Annotated in this window: 19 protein-coding genes; 12 read left to right on the top strand and 7 right to left on the bottom strand. The window is 71.3% G+C overall.

Annotation, left to right across the window (positions count from 1 at the left end; translation table 11 throughout):
* Positions 1–57: 57 nt before the first annotated feature.
* From EV375_RS08760 to EV375_RS08750, 3 genes are all read right to left on the bottom strand, one after another.
* Positions 58–276, bottom strand: coding sequence for a cation transporter (locus tag EV375_RS08760; protein ID WP_130298950.1), 219 nt, complete (start codon positions 274–276; stop codon positions 58–60).
* A 196-nt stretch (positions 277–472) separates the two neighbouring features.
* Complete coding sequence (locus EV375_RS08755) at positions 473–667, bottom strand: helix-turn-helix transcriptional regulator (RefSeq protein ID WP_055485277.1); 195 nt, start codon at positions 665–667, stop codon at positions 473–475.
* Positions 668–842: 175 nt separating this feature from the next.
* Positions 843–1,754 carry a sugar phosphate isomerase/epimerase family protein gene (locus tag EV375_RS08750; protein ID WP_130298949.1) on the bottom strand — a complete coding sequence of 304 codons (912 nt, stop codon included), beginning with the start codon at positions 1,752–1,754 and terminating at the stop codon, positions 843–845.
* Between the two features lie 281 nt (positions 1,755–2,035).
* Between EV375_RS08750 and iolC the strand changes: the two genes are divergently transcribed.
* The 6 genes from iolC to EV375_RS08720 all read left to right on the top strand — a co-directional run bounded on the left by iolC (position 2,036) and on the right by EV375_RS08720 (position 10,139).
* Complete coding sequence (iolC, locus tag EV375_RS08745; protein WP_130298948.1) at positions 2,036–3,052, top strand: 5-dehydro-2-deoxygluconokinase; 1,017 nt, start codon at positions 2,036–2,038, stop codon at positions 3,050–3,052.
* A gap of 123 nt (positions 3,053–3,175) precedes the next feature.
* Positions 3,176–4,057 (top strand): Cgl0159 family (beta/alpha)8-fold protein, encoded by an 882-nt coding sequence (locus tag EV375_RS08740; protein WP_130298947.1) that lies wholly within the window; start codon positions 3,176–3,178, stop codon positions 4,055–4,057.
* Between the two features lie 121 nt (positions 4,058–4,178).
* Positions 4,179–5,156, top strand: a complete 978-nt coding sequence (gene iolB / locus EV375_RS08735) for a 5-deoxy-glucuronate isomerase (RefSeq protein ID WP_130298946.1) — start codon at positions 4,179–4,181, stop codon at positions 5,154–5,156.
* A 44-nt stretch (positions 5,157–5,200) separates the two neighbouring features.
* Complete coding sequence (iolD, locus tag EV375_RS08730) at positions 5,201–7,138, top strand: 3D-(3,5/4)-trihydroxycyclohexane-1,2-dione acylhydrolase (decyclizing) (protein ID WP_207228314.1); 1,938 nt, start codon at positions 5,201–5,203, stop codon at positions 7,136–7,138.
* Positions 7,139–7,364: 226 nt separating this feature from the next.
* Positions 7,365–8,861 (top strand): CoA-acylating methylmalonate-semialdehyde dehydrogenase, encoded by a 1,497-nt coding sequence (locus EV375_RS08725; RefSeq protein ID WP_130298945.1) that lies wholly within the window; start codon positions 7,365–7,367, stop codon positions 8,859–8,861.
* Positions 8,862–8,969: 108 nt separating this feature from the next.
* A complete protein-coding gene (locus EV375_RS08720; RefSeq protein ID WP_130298944.1) occupies positions 8,970–10,139 on the top strand; it encodes a serine hydrolase domain-containing protein in 1,170 nt (389 codons plus the stop codon).
* A gap of 54 nt (positions 10,140–10,193) precedes the next feature.
* Here EV375_RS08720 and EV375_RS08715 read toward each other — a convergent pair whose 3' ends face one another.
* Positions 10,194–11,087 carry a LysR family transcriptional regulator gene (locus EV375_RS08715; protein WP_130298943.1) on the bottom strand — a complete coding sequence of 298 codons (894 nt, stop codon included), beginning with the start codon at positions 11,085–11,087 and terminating at the stop codon, positions 10,194–10,196.
* A 151-nt stretch (positions 11,088–11,238) separates the two neighbouring features.
* Between EV375_RS08715 and EV375_RS08710 the strand changes: the two genes are divergently transcribed.
* Both EV375_RS08710 and yczE read left to right on the top strand, forming a co-directional pair.
* Positions 11,239–12,858, top strand: coding sequence for an alpha-amylase family glycosyl hydrolase (locus EV375_RS08710; RefSeq protein WP_130298942.1), 1,620 nt, complete (start codon positions 11,239–11,241; stop codon positions 12,856–12,858).
* A complete protein-coding gene (yczE, locus tag EV375_RS08705; protein WP_207228028.1) occupies positions 12,855–13,475 on the top strand; it encodes a membrane protein YczE in 621 nt (206 codons plus the stop codon). Before EV375_RS08710 ends, yczE begins: the two co-directional genes overlap by 4 nt.
* Positions 13,476–13,612: 137 nt before the next feature.
* On the opposite strand, the gene EV375_RS08700 is transcribed toward yczE, so the two are convergent.
* Positions 13,613–14,086: a GNAT family N-acetyltransferase gene (locus tag EV375_RS08700; protein ID WP_130298941.1), complete on the bottom strand. Its 474-nt coding sequence runs from the start codon at positions 14,084–14,086 to the stop codon at positions 13,613–13,615.
* Positions 14,087–14,130: 44 nt separating this feature from the next.
* On the bottom strand, positions 14,131–14,631 hold the full coding sequence (locus EV375_RS08695) for a GyrI-like domain-containing protein (protein ID WP_130298940.1): 501 nt from the start codon (positions 14,629–14,631) through the stop codon (positions 14,131–14,133).
* 175 nt (positions 14,632–14,806) lie between these two features.
* On the opposite strand from EV375_RS08695, the gene EV375_RS08690 reads away from it, so the two are divergent.
* Complete coding sequence (locus tag EV375_RS08690; RefSeq protein ID WP_130298939.1) at positions 14,807–17,026, top strand: FUSC family protein; 2,220 nt, start codon at positions 14,807–14,809, stop codon at positions 17,024–17,026.
* Positions 17,027–17,087: 61 nt separating this feature from the next.
* On the opposite strand, the gene EV375_RS08685 is transcribed toward EV375_RS08690, so the two are convergent.
* Positions 17,088–17,993, bottom strand: a complete 906-nt coding sequence (locus EV375_RS08685; protein WP_130298938.1) for an ATP-dependent DNA ligase — start codon at positions 17,991–17,993, stop codon at positions 17,088–17,090.
* A gap of 174 nt (positions 17,994–18,167) precedes the next feature.
* On the opposite strand from EV375_RS08685, the gene EV375_RS08680 reads away from it, so the two are divergent.
* The 3 genes from EV375_RS08680 (at position 18,168) to EV375_RS08670 (ending at position 20,492) form a co-directional block, all read left to right on the top strand.
* A complete protein-coding gene (locus tag EV375_RS08680) occupies positions 18,168–18,566 on the top strand; it encodes an SgcJ/EcaC family oxidoreductase (protein WP_130298937.1) in 399 nt (132 codons plus the stop codon).
* Between the two features lie 29 nt (positions 18,567–18,595).
* A complete protein-coding gene (locus EV375_RS08675) occupies positions 18,596–19,174 on the top strand; it encodes a dihydrofolate reductase family protein (RefSeq protein ID WP_130298936.1) in 579 nt (192 codons plus the stop codon).
* 187 nt (positions 19,175–19,361) lie between these two features.
* Positions 19,362–20,492: a helix-turn-helix domain-containing protein gene (locus EV375_RS08670; protein ID WP_130298935.1), complete on the top strand. Its 1,131-nt coding sequence runs from the start codon at positions 19,362–19,364 to the stop codon at positions 20,490–20,492.
* The last annotated feature ends 173 nt before the right edge of the window (positions 20,493–20,665 follow it).

Raw genomic sequence — 20,665 nt, 5'->3', positions numbered from 1 at the left:
CTCCGGGAAGTGGTCGGGTTTCCGCGGGGGTCGGCGGGTTCTCGCGGCGCCCGCGGTTTACGCGCGGCCGGTCAGTTCGAACCCGGCCTCGTCGACGGCGGCACGCACCGCTTCGTAGTCCGGCTCCGTCGTGGATGTGACGGTGACCTCGCCCGCCGAGGCGACGGCCTTCACGGAGGTCACGCCCTCGATCTCGGAGATCTCGCCGGAGACGGCACCCTCACAGTGCCCGCAGCTCATGCCGCTGACCTTGTAGGTGGTGGTGACTGTGCTCATGTCCGCTCCCTGGATTCTGGTGCTCCGGTGCCTGCACGGGTGAGAACCACTATACCCCCCCTAGGTATTCCCTCGGTCCTGTGCGGCGGCTCCGAATATGACAGAGGCCCCGGCGCCCGGCCCCCGAGGATCCTCGGGGGCCGGGCGCCGGGGCCTCGGCCTGCGTCACCGGACGGGTGGGTCCGTCAGTCGTGCGTCACCGCCCTCCACGGTGGCCGGGGCGCCGGGTGACCCAGGTCCGTACGGTGTCCGCGTACCAGAAGGGCTTGCCGCCCTCCACGAGGTCGGGTGGCGGCAGCAGGCCGTGCTTGCGGTACGAGCGCACAGTGTCCGTCCGGACTCCGATGTGCGCGGCGATGTCCTTGTACGACCACAGTCGTCGATCGGCCAACTCGGCACCTCCCACAGGGACCACAGAAGTGGTTGTTGATCACCAGCCTGTGCCCGGTGAACGACGCTGAGTGACCAAGGGGGAGGGCCTGTTGAGGGGCTGTGACGCGGCGACCGGGTAATGGTGACGCTCGTGACAGGGCGCCGACACCCCGAACACGGCGCTCAAGCAGGGCTCATGCGCCGCATCCGCGCAGAAATCGCCGTGTGCGCTGGGCGATCGGGAGCGGCTGGTCGGGCGGGCAGGGGTACATGTCCTGCTCGACGATGGCGAAGAGGTCGACGCCCAGGCTTTGTGCCGCGGTGAGCACGGGCTCCATCGCCGGTACGCCCAGCGGCGGTTCGCACATCACGCCCTGCCGGACCGCGGGCCCGAACGGCGTCCCCTTCTCCACGACGTCGGCGAGGACCGCGGGGTCGACCTGCTTGAGATGCAGGTAGCCGATCCGCTCGCCGTAGGTCTCGATGAGCTTGACGCTGTCTCCGCCGCAGTACGCGTAATGCCCGGTGTCCAGGCAGAGGTTGACCAGGTCCGAGTCGGTCGCGTCGAGGAATCGCTCGACGTGCTCCTCGGTGTCGATGTGGGTGTCCGCGTGCGGATGAACCATGATCTGCAAGCCGTACTCGTCCCTCACCTCACGGGCCAGCCGTTCGGTGCCGCTCGCGAGGTGACGCCACTGCTCGGCGGTCAGTTCGCGCGGTTCGATCTCCTCGGCCGTCTTGTCGTCGCGCCAGAACGACGGGATGACCACGAGGTTGTCCGCCCCCATCGCCCTTGTGAGGGCGGCGACCTGGCCGACGTGCTCCCATGTCGCGTCCCACACGTCCGGGCCGCGGTGGAGCGAGGTGAAGACGGTGCCCGCGGAGACCTTGAGGCCGCGGGCGCCGACCTCTGTCGTGAGCCGTGCGGGGTCGGTGGGCAGGTAGCCGTAGGGGCCCAGTTCGATCCACTCGTAGCCGGCCTGCGAGACCTCGTCGAGGAAGCGCCGCCACGGCACCTGCTCCGGGTCCTCGGGGAACCAGACGCCCCAGGAGTCGGGAGCCGAGCCGACCCGGATGCGGTCGAGGGAAGGGGTCGCAGAAGTCACGAAGGGCTCCTCGCTGTGCTGTGCGTACGTGTCACGGGCCGCGGGTGTGTCGCGTCGGTGCGACGGGGCGAGCCAACTCGGTGGGCGGCGCCACTGTCAAGAGTATGTAAGGACAATGTTTCATACGGACGTAGACCGGGGAGACCGCTGTGCCGTCACCGTGGCGCCGGGCCGTCATGTCACTGGTACGTCAGTATGTAAGGACAAATCATTGACAGGTTTCGCCGTCAGCGCCGACGATGAGGAGGCCGACCGCGGGAACGACCCAGGAGAGGGCATCCATGGCAGCCACGGAAGAGCCGCACGACGTCGTCACGATGGGCCGCATCGGCGTCGACATCTACCCGTTGCAGACGGGCGTCCCGCTGCCGCAGGTGGAGACGTTCGGCAAGTTCCTCGGCGGGTCCGCCACCAACGTCGCCGTCGCCGCCTCCCGCCTGGGCCGCTCCGCCGCCGTCATCAGCCGCACCGGTGACGACCCCTTCGGCGAGTACTGCCACCAGGCGCTGCGGGACTTCGGCGTGGACGACCGCTGGGTGACACCTGTGACCAAGTACCCCACGCCGGTCACCTTCTGCGAGATCTTCCCGCCCGACGACTTCCCGCTGTACTTCTACCGCGAGCCCAAGGCCCCCGACCTCGAACTCGTCCCCGAAGACCTGGACTTCGCCGCGATCGGGTCCGCGCCCGTCTTCTGGGTGACGGGCACGGGCCTGTGCGCCGAGCCCAGCCGCACCACGACACTCACCGCGCTGGAGGCCCGCGCGGAGAGCCGGATGCGGCACACGGGCGGGACGGACCACGCTCCGGCCGCCACCGTCTTCGACATGGACTGGCGGCCCATGTTCTGGGGGGAGGGCGGCGGGACCACCGATGAGGACGTCATGGCCGAAGCACGCCCGCACTACCGCCGGGCCCTCGCGAACGCCACCGTCGCCGTCGGCAACCTCGACGAGTGCCAGGTCGCCACCGGCACGCGCGAGCCCCAGGCCTGCGCCGACGCACTCCTGGAAGCGGGTGTCGAACTCGCCGTCGTCAAGCAGGGGCCCAAGGGAGTGCTCGCCGCGCATCGCGACGGCACCCGCACGGAGGTTCCGCCGCATCCCGTCGAGGTGGTCAACGGCCTCGGAGCCGGCGACGCCTTCGGCGGCTCGCTCTGCCACGGACTGCTCGCCGGCTGGGACCTGGAGTACCTGATGCGGTACGCGAACGCCGCGGGCGCGCTGGTCGCCTCCCGGCTCGCCTGCTCCGCCGCGATGCCCACGGCCGGCGAGGTCGAGGAACTCATGCGGGGATGACGGCCACGCCCCGGAACCGGCCCCGCCGCTGGGCCGCGCCGGCGTCCGTCCCCCGCCCGCACCCGCCAGCACCCGCCCGCACCCGGCCGCGCCCGCGTCCAGCCACGAAAGCGAGCAGACCACTTGAGCAGCATCAGCATCGGTGACCTCGTCGCCGTACGGGCCCGGCACCCGGAGGCGATCGCGGAGGCCGCCGCCAGACGCGCCCGCCGCCCCCTGGTCGGCGAGAGCGGCCGGCTGATGATCGTCGCCGCCGACCACCCCGCCCGCGGGGCCCTGGGCACCGGCGGCAGCGACCTGGCCATGGCCAACCGTGCGGAACTGCTGGAGCGGCTGGTGCTGGCCCTGTCCCGTCCCGGAGTCGACGGCGTACTGGCGACCGCCGACATCCTGGAGGACCTGCTGCTCCTGGGCGCCCTCGAGAACAAGATCGTCATGGGGTCGATGAACCGCGGGGGCCTGGCCGGCGCCTCCTACGAACTCGACGACCGCTTCACCGGATACCGCGCCCAGGACATCGAACGGCTGCGCTTCGACGCCGGCAAGGCTCTGCTGCGCATCGACTACGACGACCCCGGCTCGCTGGCCACCCTGCACTCCACCGCACGCGCCGTGGACGACATGGCGGCCCGCCGGCTGCCCGTCTTCGTCGAGCCGTTCATCTCCCGCCGCGTGGACGGCCAGGTCCGCAACGACCTCCGGGCCGAGGCCATCACCCGCTCCATAGCGATCGCCTCCGGGCTCGGCGGAACCTCCGCCTACACCTGGCTCAAACTGCCGGTCGCCGAGGACCCCGGCGACATGACGTGGGTGTGCGAGACCTCGACCCTGCCGGTGGTGCTGCTCGGCGGGGAGACGAACGGCGACCAGGAAGGGGCGTACGAGAAGTGGCGGACGGCGCTGCGCCTGCCGGTCGTCCACGGGCTGGTGGTGGGACGCTCCCTGCTCTACCCGGCGGACGGCGACGTCGCGGGCGCCGTGGACACCGCGGTCGGGCTGCTGTGAACGGCCCGCCCGCCATGGGTCGAAGCCGCCCGAGCAGCAACCCCCGGAGCGGAACAAGGAACGACGAGGGCCCGGGCACGGCGCGCGGGCCGCAGCGGCGACACGGTCGAGGACGGCGGACATGACGAGCACGACAGGCACCACAGGAACGGACGGAACGGCACGCGCGGCGGCGGCCCCGGTCGGCTCCGGCGCGGGTTTCCATCTCCCGGCGGGCAGCGCCGGCTCACGCGCGTACACCCTCGACATCGATCCGCACCGGGCCGGCTGGGGCTACTCCTCGCTGCGCGTCCTGGAGCTGGAGCCCGGCGGTACCCACGAGTTCGGCGCGGGGGACAGCGAGTGGATCGTCCTCCCGCTCAGCGGGGGCTGCACGGTCGCCGCCGAGGGTGAGACGTTCGAACTCCACGGCCGCACAAGCGTCTTCGACGGCGTGAGCGACTTCGCGTACGTTCCGCGCGACGCCGAGGTGAGCGTCACCAGCACCGCGGGCGGGCGCTTCGCACTGACCGGCGCCCGGTGCAGCCGGCGGCTGCCGGCACGGTACGGCGCCGCCTCGTCGGTCCCCGTCGAGCTGCGCGGCAGGGGCAACTGCTCACGGCAGGTCAACAACTTCGGCGCCGCCGGCGTCTTCGAGGCCGACCAGCTCATCGCCGTGGAGGTGCTGACGCCGGGCGGTAACTGGTCCTCGTACCCGCCGCACAAGCACGACGAGGACCGGCCCGGCGTGGAGAGCGAACTGGAGGAGATCTACTACTTCGAGATCGCCCCCCACCGCACCGACACCGGCACCGTGCCCGGCATGGGCTACCAGCGTGTCTCGCCCTCCGGCCCCCGCAGCGGCACCGACGTGCTCGCCGAGGTGCGTGACGGCGACGCCGTGCTGATCCCGGACGGCTGGCACGGGCCGTCCATCGCCGCGCCCGGTCACGACATGTACTACCTGAACGTGATGGCCGGACCGGGTCTGGAGCGTGCGTGGCTTATCTGCGACCATCCAGACCACGCCTGGATCCGAGGCAGCTGGGATGAGCAGCCTGTCGATCCAAGGCTGCCGCTCTACCACGCACCGACTGTGGAAGGAGAGACGGCCAAGTGAGCTCCGTACCGGAAGCGGACCGCCGCACGGACGACCGGACCGCCGTGCCTGCCGCAAGCCCGGACCGCGGCCGTGCCCGCGGCGCCGCGGAGGGCGCGCGCACAGTGCGCCTGACGGTCGCGCAGGCGCTGGTGCGTTTCCTCGCCGTCCAGTACACCGAACGCGACGGGCGGCGCCACCGGTTGATCGACGCCTGCTGGGGCATCCTCGGCCACGGCAACGTCGCCGGCCTCGGCCAGGCTCTCGTGGAGAGCGGCCAGGGCGACGACGCGCCACTGCGCTACCTCCAGGGACGCAACGAACAGGCCATGGTGCACGCGGCCGTCGGCTACGCCCGTCAGAACAACCGCCTCTCCGCCCACGCCGTCACCACCTCGATCGGCCCCGGCGCCACCAACCTCGTGACCGGCGCCGCACTCGCCACCATCAACCGGCTGCCGGTCCTGCTGCTCCCCGGCGACATCTTCGCCACCCGCACCGCCGACCCGGTGCTTCAGCAACTGGAGGTGCCGAGCGCCGGCGACGTCTCCGTCAACGACGCGCTGCGGCCCGTCTCCCGCTACTTCGACCGCGTGCACCGGCCCGAGGCGCTGATCCCGGCGGCCCTCCAGGCCATGCGCGTCCTCGCGGACCCCGCCGACACCGGTGCCGTCACGCTGGCGCTGCCGCAGGACGTGCAGGCCGAGGCGTACGACTGGCCCGAGGAGTTCTTCGCCGAACGCGTGTGGCACGTACGGCGGCCCGGCCCCGAGGCCGCCGAGGTCGCGGCCGCCGCCACCGCCGTACTGGCCGCACGCCGGCCCCTGATCATCGCGGGCGGAGGCGTCCACCACAGCGAGGCCGAGGACGCGCTGCGCGCACTGGCCGACGCCACCGGCATCCCCGTCGCGAGCACCCAGGCCGGCAAGGGTTCGCTGCGCCACGACCACCCCTGCGACGTGGGCGCCGTGGGCCACACGGGAACGGCGGTCGCCGACGAACTGGCGCGCGCCGCGGACCTCGTGATCGGCGTCGGCACCCGGTACAGCGACTTCACCACCGCGTCGAACACGCTCTTCGCCGAGCCCGGCGTGCGCTTCCTCAACCTCAACATCACTCCCTTCGACTCGCACAAGATGGGCGCGACGACGCTCGTCGCCGACGCCCGCGCCGGACTGGAGGCGCTCACGGGAGCGCTGCTCGGGCACCGGGTCCCGGCGGCGTACGAGGAGGAGTACGGGCAGGGCAAGGCGAGTTGGGAGCGGACCGTCGATTCCGCGTACGCGGCGAAGGACGAGGGCGCGCGCCCCACGCAGACCCAGGTGCTGGGCGCCCTGGACGGAGCCGTCGGCGACGACGACGTCGTCATCAACGCCGCCGGCTCCCTCCCCGGCGACCTGCACAAGCTGTGGCGGGCCCGCTCACCGCGCCAGTACCACCTGGAGTACGGCTACTCCTGCATGGGTTACGAGATCCCCGCCGCCATCGGCGTCCGTCTCGCCGCGCCGGACAGGCCGGTGTGGGCGCTCGTCGGCGACGGCACGTATCTGATGCTGCCCGGCGAGATCGTCACCGCGGTGCAGGAGCGCGTCAACATCAACGTGGTTCTGGTGCAGAACCACGGCTACGCCTCGATCGGCGGCCTGTCCGAGCAGACCGGTGCCGAACGCTTCGGCACCGCCTACCGGTACCGCGCGCCGGACGGCACCTACACGGGCGATCCGCTGCCCGTCGACCTGGCCGCCAACGCCGCGTCGCTCGGCATGGACGTCATCCGTGCGGAGACCGTCGTCGAACTGCGCACCGCCCTCGCGCAGGCGCGCGCCTCCGACCGTCCGACCTGCGTGTACGTCGAGACCGACACCAGCCCTTCCGCGCCGGCACCGCCGGGGGCGGCGGCCTGGTGGGACGTGGTCGTCGCGGAGACCTCGGACCGTCCGGCCGCGCGCCGGGCACGTGAGGAGTACGAACGCCACGCGGCGGCCAGGCGGCGGCACTTGTGACGCCCCGGCCGGCCGGGGCCGGGCTCGGGGGGCCGCCAGGCCGGCGGGGCCACGGCCGAACAGCCCCGCACGCGACCGGACTTCGCCGCCACCACCTGACGTCGCAACCATCCGACGTCGCAGCCACCTCACCTCGCAGCTTCCGGCCTCCGGAATTCACGACCCCTGAGTTCGACAACCGACTTCGAGCAAGCCCCTTGCCCAACACCCTGAGAAAGGCCACCACATGAAGACTCTCGGACACTGGATCGGCGGCAAGGCGGTCGAGTCCGTCTCGGGAAACGTCGGGCCGGTCTACGATCCCGCCACCGGCACGCAGCCCACACAGGTGGCGTTCGCCTCCGTGGAGGAGGTGGACTCGGCCGTCGACGCCGCACGGCGCGCGTACGAGGAGTGGTCGCAGAGTTCGCTCGCAAAGCGCACGGCCTTTCTCTTCAAGTACCGCGAACTCCTTGACGCCCACCGCGACGAGATCGCCGCACTGATCTCCTCCGAGCACGGCAAGGTCCACTCCGACGCGCTCGGAGAGGTGGCCCGCGGCATGGAGATCCTCGAACTGGCCTGCGGCATCCCGGAGAAGCTCAAGGGAGAGCTGTCCACACAGGTCTCCTCGCGGGTCGACGTCTCCTCCATCCGGCAGCCGCTCGGAGTCGTCGCGGGCATCACGCCGTTCAACTTCCCCGCGATGGTGCCGATGTGGATGTTCCCGCTCGCCATCGCCTGCGGTAACGCGTTCGTGCTGAAGCCGAGCGAGAAGGACCCGTCCGCGCCGTACCGGCTCGCCGAACTCGCCGCCGAGGCGGGCCTGCCCGACGGGGTGCTCAACGTCGTCAACGGCGACAAGACCGCGGTCGACCGGCTGCTGTCCCACCCGGACGTGGCCGCGGTCAGCTTCGTCGGGTCGACACCGATCGCCAAGTACATCCAGTCGGAGGCCGTCGCGCACGGAAAGCGGGTCCAGGCGCTGGGCGGCGCGAAGAACCACATGCTCGTACTGCCGGACGCCGACCTGGACTTCGCCGCCGACAACGCCATCAACGCGGCCTACGGTTCGGCCGGCGAACGCTGCATGGCCGTCTCCGTCGTCGTCGCCGTCGGCGACACCGGCGACGAGCTCGTGGCGAAGATCGCCGACCGGGCGCGCAAGCTGCGCATCGGCCCCGGCGACGACCCGTCCTCCGAGATGGGCCCGCTCATCACCCGCGAGCACCGCGACAAGGTGGCCTCCTACGTGGGCGGCGCACGCGAACAGGGCGCGGACGTCGTCGTGGACGGCACCGGCCACACCGTCGAGGGCCACGAAAACGGCTTCTTCCTCGGCGTCTCCCTCCTCGACAAGGTCTCCCCGGAGATGGACGCCTACCGGGACGAGATCTTCGGGCCCGTGCTGTGCGTCGTCCGGGCGGAGACCTACGAGGAGGCCGTCGGCCTCATCAACAGCAGCCGGTGGGGCAACGGCACCGCCATCTTCACGCGCGACGGCGGCGCTGCCCGCCGGTTCCAACTGGAGGTCGAGGCGGGCATGGTGGGCGTCAACGTGCCCATCCCGGTGCCGGTCGGCCACCATTCCTTCGGCGGCTGGAAGGACTCCCTCTTCGGGGACCTGCACATCTACGGCAACGACGGTGTCGCCTTCTACACCCGCGGCAAGGTCGTCACCACCCGCTGGCCCGACCCCGCCGAGAGCGGCGGGATCAACCTGGGCTTCCCCACGTCGTCGTAGCGTCGTCGTTCCTGAGCGGGGCGGGAGCCTTTCCGGGGCTGCGGGTGTGGGCGATGATGCCGCGATATGGCGGGGTCTCGCTTCGTCCGCCGACCGTGGAGGGGAACGATGACGGCTTTGCGTGAGGTCCTGGAACGGCATGTGGGCCGGGGCTCGCCGCCGGGGGCGGTGGGGATGGTGGCCCGCGGGGGCCGCATCGAGGTGGAGGCCGTCGGCCATGCGGATGTGGGCGGCGGCTCTCCGGTCACCAGGGAGTCGATCTTCCGGATCGCGTCGCTGACCAAACAGGTCACGGCGGCGGCCGTCTTGATGCTCGTCGAGGAAGGCCGCTTCGCGCTGGGGGATCCGGTCGGTGAGTGGCTTCCGGAGCTGGCGTCGCCGGTGGTGGTGCGTACGCCGTCCGGTCCGGTGGAGGACGTGGTTCCGGCGTCGCGTCCCATCACGGTGCTCGACCTGCTCACCTTCCGCGCGGGGTACGGCTACGCGCCCGACTTCTCCCTGCCGGTGGTCAAGCAGCTCTTCCGCGACCTGAAAGTCGACCCCGTACGCCCCCAGGCCGCGCCCCCTCCGGAGGAGTGGATGGCGGCGCTGTCACGCATCCCGCTGCTGCACCAGCCCGGCGAGGGCTGGCTGTACCACACCTGCTCGGACATTCTGGGCGTGCTGATCTCCCGTGCGTCGGGGATGCCGCTGCCGGAGTTCTTCGCGGAGCGGCTGTTCGAGCCGCTCGGAATGGGGGACACCGGGTTCGCGGTACCGGAGGGCAAGCGCGACCGGTTCACCACCCTCCACCTGCCCGCACGGCGGAACGGCGAGGTCGAGCCGGTGGACGGCCCCGATGGTCAGTGGAGCAGTGTTCCCGCGTTCCCGTCGGGTGGCGGCGGGCTCGTATCGACCCTCGACGACTGGTACTCCTTCGCCCGCATGCTGCTCGCCGACGGCATGGCCGGAGAGGGCGCGGGCCGAAGCGGTGGGGGCCGTCGGCTGCTTTCGCGGGCATCGGTGCGGAAGATGACCACGGACCGCCTGGCGGAGTCCCAACGCCGGGCCGGCAGGCACTTCATGGAGGGCCAGGGATGGGGCTTCGGCGGCTCGGTCGACGTGGAGGCCCTCGAGTCCTGGAACGTGCCGGGACGCTACGGCTGGGTCGGCGGCAGCGGAACAGCGGCCCATATCGTCCCGTCCACGGGCGCCGTCACCATCCTGCTCACCCAACTGCGGCTGTCCGGACCGTCCTGGCCCGAGCGGATGCGGGACTTCTGGCGCTACGCGGCGTGATTCCGAAGCGGCCCGCGGTCTGTCGTGCGGATCACCGGGGGCTCGATCGCAGGCTCAGGAGTCGAACTGCTCGCGTGCGATTCGGTGTGCGGTCTCCACCAGGCGGCTGAGACCGGGACTGTCGGTGGATGCGCGCCAGGCGATTTGCAGAGTCGTCGTCGGGGTGGGCGGCGCGATCGGGACCATCGACACGTCTGCGCCAAGAGTGTTGAAGGTGCTGGGTTGGATCGTGATCCCCTGGCCGGCGGCCACGAGCGCGACCTGAGTGGTCGTGTCCGGTGCCTGGAGGACGGTGTGCGGCTGGAGGCCTCGCTGGGCGCAGAGGTTGATGATCTGGTCGTAGAAGCCGTGCCCGTCGCGGCGGGGCCACATCACCAGTGTTTCGTCGGCGAGTTGGTCCAGGCGTACGTCTTCGGCCTCAGCCAGCCGGTGGTCGGCGGGGAGCACGACAATGAGTTTCTCGGAGATCAGCGGTTCCACTCGCAGGTCTGCGCCTGCTTCTGCGGCGCGGAGAAAGCCGGCGTCTATGTCGCCGTGTCTCAGTGCTGCCAGTTGAGCGGCGATGCTGAGTTGAGAAACCGTCACCGTCAAACCGGGAGCCTGGCTGCGCAGTGAGCGGAGGATCGCCGGGACGATGCGGGTGAGGGGGGCGCCCCCGGCTCCCAGCCTGAGGCGGCCGAGCCGTCCGGCGGCGACGTCGGCGGCTGCCAGTGCGGCGTCGTCGAGCTGTTCCAGAGCACGCTCGCAGCCCTGCTGGAAGGCGTGACCCGCTGATGTGAGGCCGACATGACGGCTTGTGCGAGTCAGGAGAGGAAAGCCCAACTCGTCCTCCAGGCGGCGTATCTGCTCACTCACGGTGGCCTGTGAGACGCCGAGCAGGAGGGCGGCCCGGCTGAAGTGCAGGCATTCGGCAACGGCGAGGAAGTAGCGCATCTGGCGAAGCTCCATACGAGCAATCTATAGGAGATGCCGATACAAGCAGAGGTTGTTTCCTCTGGTTCCGATCGTTCCCGTCTCCTAGCGTCTGCGGCGGGGCCGGCGCAACTGCGAGGAGCGCCGGCACCGGGCCGGCCACAGGGCCAGAACGGGAGGCGAAGTAATGGACAGCCGGAATTGGTGGCAGGACGCGGTCTTCTATCAGATCTATCCCCGCAGCTTTGCCGACTCCGACGGAGACGGAGTGGGTGATCTGCCGGGGATCACCGCGAATCTGGATCACTTCAGCGACGCAACCAGGGGACTGGGCGTGGACGCCCTCTGGCTTTCGCCGTTCTACCCCTCGCCGGGAGTCGACTTCGGATATGACATCAGCGATCACTGCGCTGTTGATCCGGTGTTCGGAACTCTCGCCGACTTCGACGAACTTCTCGCCGCCGCACACCGCCGGGGCCTGCGGATCATCACTGACCTTGTTCCCAACCACACCTCCGACCAGCACAGTTGGTTTCTCGACTCCCGATCGGGTCGTAATTCGAAGCGCCGGGACTGGTACATCTGGGCAGACCCCTCTGCTGACGGGGGGCCGCCGAACAACTGGCTGAGCTGCTTTCCTGCGACCGGTTCTGCGTGGACGTTGGACGAGCAGACCGGGCAGTACTATCTGCACTCCTTCACCCGCCACCAGCCCGACCTCAACTGGTGGAACCCGCGGGTTCGCAGTGCATTCGCCGAAGTGATGCGGTTCTGGCTGAATCGCGGTGTGGACGGGTTCCGTGTCGACGTACCACATCGAATCCTGAAGGACCCGGATCTTCGTGACAATCCCCCCGAACTGGCAGGTCTGCGTCGGGCGGCGCAGGTACCCGCCGGCACCCGGCCCCGCAATCTCGACCATCCCGGGATACACGAAGTGATGCGTGGTCTGCGACGTGTTCTCGACTCCTGTCCCGACCGGATGATGGTCGGCGAAGTCGGAATAACCGACCCACTGCGACTGGCGACGTATTCCGGAGACGGCGACGAACTCCACCTTGCTTTCAACTTCGCGTTCTGGTCCCAGCCCTGGTCCGCGGACAGGTTTCAGGAAACGGTCGCGGTCGCGGAGTCCACAACGCCATCCCATGCCTGGCCCACCTATGCGTTGTCCAACCACGACCTGCCGCGGGCGGCCAGCCGCTACAACCACGGCGGACACGGCCCGGCACGCATGCGGTTGGCCGCGATGATGCTGCTTTCCCTGCGAGGCACGCCATTTCTGTACTACGGCGAAGAGATCGGAATGACGGACGCGTTCATTCCCGCGACCGTGAAGTCCGACCCTGACGGCCGCGACTCCCAGCGCAGCCCCATGCAATGGGACGACTCGGAGCACTGCGGGTTCACCGTGGGCCGACCATGGCTGCCCACCTCCGCGGGCTCCGAAAGCGTCAACGTGGCGGCCCAACGCGGCGATCCACGTTCACTGCTGAGCCTCTACCGGGACTTGCTGGCGATCCGCCGTCGGCACCGGCCCCTCACCCGCGGTACCTACGAGGCGGTGAGATCCGGAAGCGACGGGGTCTTCGCCTTTCAACGCCGAACCCACGAAGAGCGACTGCTCATCGCGCTCAACCTCGCAGCGACTCCGGCCACCGTGCGGATGACCGGGCTGCCCGCCGCGGGCCGGCGCCTGCTGAGCACCCTGCCTGGTCCGAAGACCTCCATCGTGCTGGATCCGTTGCGGCTTGCCGCCCATGAGGGAGTCATCGTGCAACTGCCTCACGCGAATCGAGCCCAGTGACTTTCATCCTGCGGCGCCTCGGTCAACTGTTCGTCGGGTGCGCCATGTACGGGCTCGGCATTGCACTCCAGGTCGACTCGGGCCTGGGCAACGCCCCTTGGGACGTGCTGCACCACGGTCTTGCCCGCCGCACCGGTCTGACGATCGGCACATGCGTGGCCGGTACTGCCGTGCTTGCGTTGCTCCTGTGGATTCCGCTGCGCCAAAGACCCGGAATCGGCACCGTCACCAACGCCGTCGCGCTGGGGCCGTTCGCCGACCTCTTTCTTCACCTCCTGCCGGATCCGGACGGAGTGGTGACCCGCTCCGGGTATCTCATAGCGGCAGTTGCGGCCACCGCCGCAGGCACGGGCTGCTGCATAGGAGCGGGCCTCGGTCCGGGACCGCGTGACGGTCTGATGACCGGAATCGCCGCTCGCGGGCATTCGGTCCGATCCGTCCGGACCGGAATCGAGGTGGCCGTGCTCGCCACCGGATGGCTGCTCGGCGGTGCAGTCGGTATGGGGACGCTCCTCTTCGCCCTGGCGATCGGTCCGCTTGCACAGTCGTCCATAAGGTTGCTGTCCATTGATCCCGCTCCGGCCCTGGGACACCGTCCCGTTCGGCCCGATCGATAGTCGCCGTTCCGCGCCGAGGGCCGTCGCGCACATGGACTTCCCTGTTGTTCGGGCACGGCGGACCTGGGCCGGCTCTTCGGCCCTGACCGGAGCGGGTGCGGGACTCTGCGCTACGCGGCGTCGGCCTGAGCCTGCCCTCAGGTCCGTTCCCGGCCCGGGGCGGACTGGAGCAGGTTGGGAGACTGGCTGAAGCCCGCGCGGGTGTACGCGGACACCGCGCGGTCGCTGGAGTGCACCGTCACCCGCTCCAGTCCGGATTCGTGAGCCAGCTCCAGGACCGCGTCGAGGAGCCGGCCGCCCAGCCCGCCGGCACGCTCCTCCGGCGACACGTACACGCACTGCACGTCCCCCGACGCCCGTACGGGAGCGCCAGGATGCGGCACGCGCTGTGTGACAGCCAGCCATGCCATGCCGATGACCTCCCCGTCACGGACCAGGACCAGGCACCTGTGCGAGGAGGCGTTGTGCACCGCCCACGTCACGAACTGCCGGACGAACTCGTCCCGGGACGCGACGGGCGTCCGTCCCGTCTCCTCGGCCCACCGCCACCGGAGCAGGGCGACGGCCTCCAGCTCGCCGGGCCGTACCGGACGGATGCCGATGTTCTTCACCTGTCCATGATGGCCCGGCCCAACCGGCTCGTGTCGCCTTCCCGTCACTCCGCGACGGGAAGGTTGAGTTCCGTGCGCAGATCCCCCGGGTCCATCTCCGGTGTGGGCTCGGTGAGGTAGACCTCCCACAGGCCCGGGCCGGGCTTCAGTCCCTGCTCTCGCGTCCAGGAGTAGAGCCGCTGCCACGAGGCGCCCAGCCCGTCGAACGGACCGCGGTGGACGAGCCGGGCGACCCGCGTCGAGGGGAGCGAGCCGGCGACGACGTCCCCCTCGGGCCGCACCGGGCGGTCCGTCGCGAAGCCGACCTCCAGGTCGGCGCTCTCCTTCGGCGGTTCGCGGTAGAAGCCGAACGCCGGTCCCGTCACGGCGACTTGCTGACGTGCGAGGGTCTCGCCCAGTGTCCGGAACGAGGCGTCGAAGAAGTCCCGCAGCCCGGCGAGCGGCACCACGCCGCGGACGACGGCGGTCACGCTCCCGCCCACCGTGACGAGCTCCGGCCCGGCTGGCCCTGCTCCGGATTCGTGCTGTGACGCGTTGCTGGTCATGATCCTCCCCGGGGGCGCGCGCACGCGGGCATGCGTGCGCGTGTGCGTGTATCCGAGTCGGACCGGTCCGCCGGGTGGAATTCATCGCCTCCGGCGGTGCGGTGCTGCCGCGTGGTGCTGCGCACACCCGTGACCTCGGGCGTCGGTCCGGAAGCGTCCCCGTAAGCTCGACGGCATGAAGGTCCTGCCCTGGCTCCGAGCGATAGGTGGGACGGCGAGGTCCGGACTCTCGGTGGAGCCGACGGCGCTCCATCCGCTCGTGGCTCTCCGGGGGGCGCTCGGCGTCGCGATCGTCATCGGGCTCACGCTGTGGGCCGGCTCGCCCGAACTCGCCGTCTCCTCCGCGTTCGGCGCGTTCTCCTCCGGCGTGGCCACGTTCCAGCGCAGCTGGCGGCCGCGTCCCGTGCTGGCGCTGTCGGCGGCGGCGGGCCTGGCCCTGTCGACCTTCGTCGGCTTCCTCGCGGCGGGTGAGCCACTGGCGTTCGTACTGCTGCTCGCCGTCTGGGCGTTCCTGTCCGGCATGGCGTGGGGAGTGGGGCCCACCGCCGGAGTGGTGGCCGCCTCGACCGTCGCCGTCATGCTCGTCACCGTCACCCTGCCCACGACGCTCCTCGGCGCGCTCACGCACGCGGCGCTCATCGCGGCCGGCGGGTGTGTGCAGGCCGCCCTGATCGTGCTGCTCCCCGTACGGCGTTGGGGCGAGCGGCGTGACGCGCTCGCCGACGCGCTGGCCGCCGTCGCCGACTACGCCCGCCGCCTGCGCCACGACCCCAGCGCCCCCTTCGATCCCAAGCCCCTGATGACGGCCCGCAGCGCCGCCGCGGTCACGCCGCGCCAGGCACGCCGCCGGCCGCGGCAGCTGGGCGGATACCGGGGGCTTGCCGAGCGGTTCAGGCCGGTGCTCGCCTCCCTCGCCGACCCCGAGGTGGGGGCGCCCATGGTGGGGCAGGAGCGGGAGCGCGTACGGGAGTTGCTGTCGGCCGCCGCGACCGTGCTGGACGCCACGGCCCGCGCGATCCGCCGCGGCGAACGCGTGCGCATCCCTCAGGACGCGCTCGACGTGCTCCAAGTCCCCGAGGCGGGACCGGTGTTGCACGGACCGGCACGCAAGGCCGCCATGCGTCTCATAGCCCTCACGCAGGAAGCCGTCGACGCCGCACAGGAACCGGTCGAGGTCACCCGCTCCCTGCCGCTGATTCCGCGCGCGACGTGGCGGATGCCGGCACGGGCGGACCGCTCCGAGGACGAGGACGTCTACGCCGACCCCGAGGCGACGCCCGAACGGGCACGTGTGCCACGGCACTTGAGCCGGCCGACCCTGACCGGACTCGTGCCGGTCGCCCTGCGCACGGTGCGCCGCGAGCTGCGCTGGTCCTCGCCGGTGTGCAGGCACGGGGTGCGCGTCGCCTCCGCCGTCGCCGCGACCTATCTGCTGGGCAGGGCGCTGCCGCCCGAGCACGGCTACTGGGCGCCGCTGACCGTGGTGATGGTGATGCGGCCCGACTTCTCCCGTACGTACGAGAGGGGCTTCGCGCGGCTCGCGGGGACGCTTGTCGGGGTGGCCGTCGCCGGCGCGGTGACGGCGCTGGCGCATCCCTCGCCCTGGGGCAGCGCCGCGCTGGCGGTCGCGAGCATCGCCCTGATGTATCTGCTGATGCGCACCGGCTACGCCATCACCTCCGCGTGTATCGGCGCGTACGTCGTCTTCCTGCTGAGCATCGCCGGGTCGCAGTGGTCGCAGACCGTGCTGGAGAGGATCTGGCTGACGGCGCTGGGCGGTGCGGCGGCCATGGTCGGCTACGCGGTCTTCCCGGCGTGGGAGACACCGAAGCTGCGGGACCGGCTCGCCGACTGGCTCACGGCGACGGGCAGTTACACGGTCGCGGTGCTCGACCGCTTCGCCCGTCCGAAGGTGACCGCCTCGGGTCCCACGGGCACGCCGCTGCCGGGACATCCCGACCGCAGGATCCGCGAAGCGCTGCTCGACACGCGGGCCGCACGCCAGGAGTGGGAACAGACGGTCTCGCGTGCGGGAGCCGAGCCCGTACGCCACAGCGGCGGACTCTCGCGGCGCTCCGCCGCCGACGCGCAGGACGCGCTGATCACGACGGGGCGCGTCACGATGCTGCTGGAGGCCCACCTGCCCGGACCGGACGCCGAACCCGACCCGGGCGCACGGGAGTTCGCCTCCGCCCTGGAGAGCACGCTGCCCGAGGCGGCGAAGGCCGTCCGCGAGAGGGAACTCCCGGACTTCGGGCCCGTGCACGACGCGCTGTCGCGGTGGTGGGAGCGGGAGGCCGGCCGGCCTTCCCCGTCGGTGGCCCTGCGCAGCGCGGACCTGCTCGCCGACGCCCTGGAGGACCTCGCCGACGCGGTGACCCCGAAGCCGAAGTGAGCGGACCTTTGACCGCGCGGTTCGCAGCCCGCGGCCGGACGGGGCGGCCGGCCCCCACCCCTCAGACGTCCGGACGCAGCCGCACGTACCGCACCAGCGGGACCCGGCCCGTGCGCACGCGCACCTCCGCCGTGAGCGGTTCGGTCAACGGCCGCCAGCGCACGTCCAGTTCGGTGTCCGCGACCGCCGCGCCGAGCCGGCCGGCGACGGCCCGCCCCAGCTGTGCCGCGGTCACCGGGGCCAGTCGCGGCGTGGTCACCGCCCGGCGCCCGCCGGGCAGTTCGACGACGGCCCCCCAAGGGCGCCGCTCCGGGCCCGTGATGCCGATGAGTTGTGCGTCGACCGTGTCCGCCGACCTCACCTTCCGCCATGCGGACCGTGGATCTCCGGGGCGGTAGGCGGAGTCCCAGCGTTTGGAGACGACCCCCTCGACGCCCTGCGCTTTCATGTCGCCCATCCAGGCGCGGGCCTCGTCGGCGTCGTCCGTGGCGAGGATCAGCTGGATCTCGGGGCCCGCCTCGCCGACGACGTCGCGCAGCCGCTCCCAGCGCGTACGCAGAGGCTCGGTGCGAAGATCCGTGTGCGGCGCGGCGAGCAGGTCGAAGGCGACGAGGACCGCACCGGGCGCGGAGGAAGCGGGCCGTCTCGCCAGGCCCCGCGACTGGAGGGCCTCGAAGTCGAAGGCGCGCTGCTGCTCGTTCCAGACCACCACCTCGCCGTCGATGACGGTTCCGGTCCCCAACCGCGCGCCCGCATCGACGAGTTCGGGGAACTGGCGGGTCACCTCACGTTTGCTGCGCGAGTGGATCCGTACGCCCTCGGCGGTGACAGCGAGGGCCACGCGCCAGCCGTCGAGCTTGATGGAGTGCTGCCAGCCCGGCCCGTCGGGGACGGCCTCCGCCGGCTTCGGCCGCACGAGCTCCAACGGCAGCCGCACAACGAGCCCGCCGTTCGCACCGGAATCCACAGCGCCCACCCTCTTGCCGTGGCCAGGGGCGGCCGGGCGGCCACGCCGCAGCCGCGCGAGCACGCCACCGCTGTGGCGGAGCGGGGGCGTGCCGATGAGTTACGGGCGCCACCCGGGTCAGCACCGGTACGCGAAACGCGGCATTCGTACGCGAGGGACACGAGGGGAGCCGGTGTGGCCGACGACGAGACGCAGATCCGCGAGCTGATCGGACGCTGGGCGAAAGCGGTGCACGAGGGCGACATGGACGCCGTGCTGGACGGTCACGCCGACGACATCGTGATGTTCGACGTGCCGCCGCCCGACGACGGTGTGCGCGGCATCGAGCGCTACCGCGAGACGTGGCCGCCGTTCTTCGACTGGCAGCGCCAGGGCGCCTGCTTCGAGATCGTCTCGCTGGACGTCACGGCGGGCGCCGACGTGGCCTTCGCGCACGCCCTGCTGCGCTGCGGCACCGCAGAGGGACTGCGGGCCGACCCGGACAGCCGCCTGCGTCTGACGGTCGGCCTCCGCAAGGAGGACGGAGGCTGGACCGTCTCGCACGAGCACCACTCGTTCCCCCACAAGAGCTGACCCCGGACGACCAGGAGGAGTTCAGGCCCATGAGAAGGATCATCCTGTCCATGTCGGTCTCGCTGGACGGCTACTTCGAGGGGCCGGACCACACGATCGACTGGCACATGGTCGACGACGAACTGCACGAGTACATCAACCAGCAGTTCGAGGACGTGAGCGTCTTCCTGCTCGGTCGCGTCGACTACGAGCTCATGGAGTCGGTCTGGCCGACCGCGGAGTCCGACCCGGCAATTACAGGCCCGATGCTGGAGTTCGCCGGGATCTGGCGCGACACCCCCAAGGTCGTCTTCTCCAGAACCCTGGAGCGGGCCGGCGGGAACGCCACCGTCAGGCGGGAGGTGGACCCCGAGGAGATCCGGGAGCTCAAGGCGCAGCCGGGCGGTGACATGTTCGTCGGCGGCGCCGAGCTTGCCGCAGCCTTCCGGCAGCACGACCTCGTCGACGAGTACCGCACCTTCGTCCACCCCGTCCTGCTCGGCGCGGGCAGGCCGCTGTTCCCCCCGGCGGGCGGCAGAACGCCGCTGCGCCTGACCGGGACGAGGACGTTCGGCAACGGCGTCGTCCTGCTGCTCCACGAGCGGGCGGAGGCCCCCGCACCCGCATGAGCCGGACCGCCGCGGGCCCCGCCGGACGCGGCACGGAAGGCCCTGCCCCGGCTGCCGGCGCGGGGCCGCCGGCGGAGGGCTGACGGGACGGGATGGCGGGACCACCCCGTGCCCCGGGCCTCCACTCCCATACGCTGTGCCCGCGGGGCGGGAGCGTGCCACGAGGAGCGAGGGGGAGAGCGGAGCTGTGGACGAGAACAGACCGCAGGCCGGCGACGAGGACGACGGCACCGGCGACTTCCTCGGCTGCTACCCGCAGCTGCTGGCCGAAGTGTCGGAGACCGGCCGCCGGCCGCGCCGGCACGAGCTGGACTCCTTCCGCGCCCTGGGCGAACGCGCGGCCGAGGACGGGTGGGCGCTGCGCGACCTGGTCGGCCTCTACCTGGGGCGGACACGGGAACTGTGGGGCACCTTGCCGGGAGTCGCCCGCGCAGCGATCGCGAGCGAGCGTGCCCGCACCGGTGACGCCCTGCTGGCCGCCGTCGAGGTCGCCGTGTCGGCGCTGGGGGAGGGGCACGAGCGTGCGCAGCGGCTCGCTGTGCGCCAGGAGGAGGGCGAGCGGCGCGAGTTCGTCGACGACCTGCTCTACGGACGCAGCGACATGGGCCGGCTCGCGGAGCGTGCCCAGCGCTTCGGGCTGCGCCTGGCGGGGCTGCACACGGTCGCCGTGGCGGTGGGCCCGGAGAAGTACGACGACGTGCACCGCACGGTGCGGCACATCGAGCGGGAGCTGATCGGGCGGTTCGGACCGCGGGACGTGCTGCTGTCAACGAAGGAGGGGCGGCTGGTCTGCATCGCCGCGAGCGGCGACCGCGACGTGCTGGATCACTTCGTGCGCCTGGCGGAGAAGCCGGGCACGGGCTGTCCTGCGGCGCGGCGCATCGCCGTCGGGCGTGAGCACTCGGGCGCGCGGGGAGTGGTGAGCAGCTACGAGGAGGCGCTGGGCGCACTGGAGCTCGCCGAGCGACTGGGCCTGGAAGGCGTGCGGTTGAACGCCTCGGAACTGCTGGTCTTCCCGGTGCTGCTGCGTGACCGCGGGGCCATGGCGGATCTCGTCCGCACCGTGCTGGGGCCGCTGACGAACGCACGCGGCGGGGCGCGGCCGCTGCTGGAGACCCTGATGGAGTGTGCCGCGGCCGGCTACGTCAACGCGGAGGCGGCCCGGCGGCTCGGCCTGAGCGTGCGCACCCTGTCGTACCGTCTGGAACGCATCCGCACCCTCACCGGTTACTCGCCGGGCGATCCCTTGCAGCGGTTCACGCTGGAGGCGGCTGTCATGGGCGCCCGGCTGCTGGGCTGGCCGGACAAGGACCTCTGAGGCGGTCGGGCCGCGGCGAAGAGGTCCCGCGGGCGGTTTCGGCACGTGGACTGTCAGACCCTCGTGATGACGTGGTCCGGCGCGTGGGGCGCGAGGGTGACCTGGTTGCTCACAGGACGTCAAAAGCGCGTAATGATTGCCGGGTTCTGGCAATGTGTGTCAGCGGCCTCCGG

The sequence above is a fragment of the Streptomyces sp. CNZ301 genome (assembly GCF_004217425.1).
The sequence above is the reverse complement of the archived record's forward strand: the minus strand, read 5'-3'. Positions and strand labels throughout refer to the sequence as shown.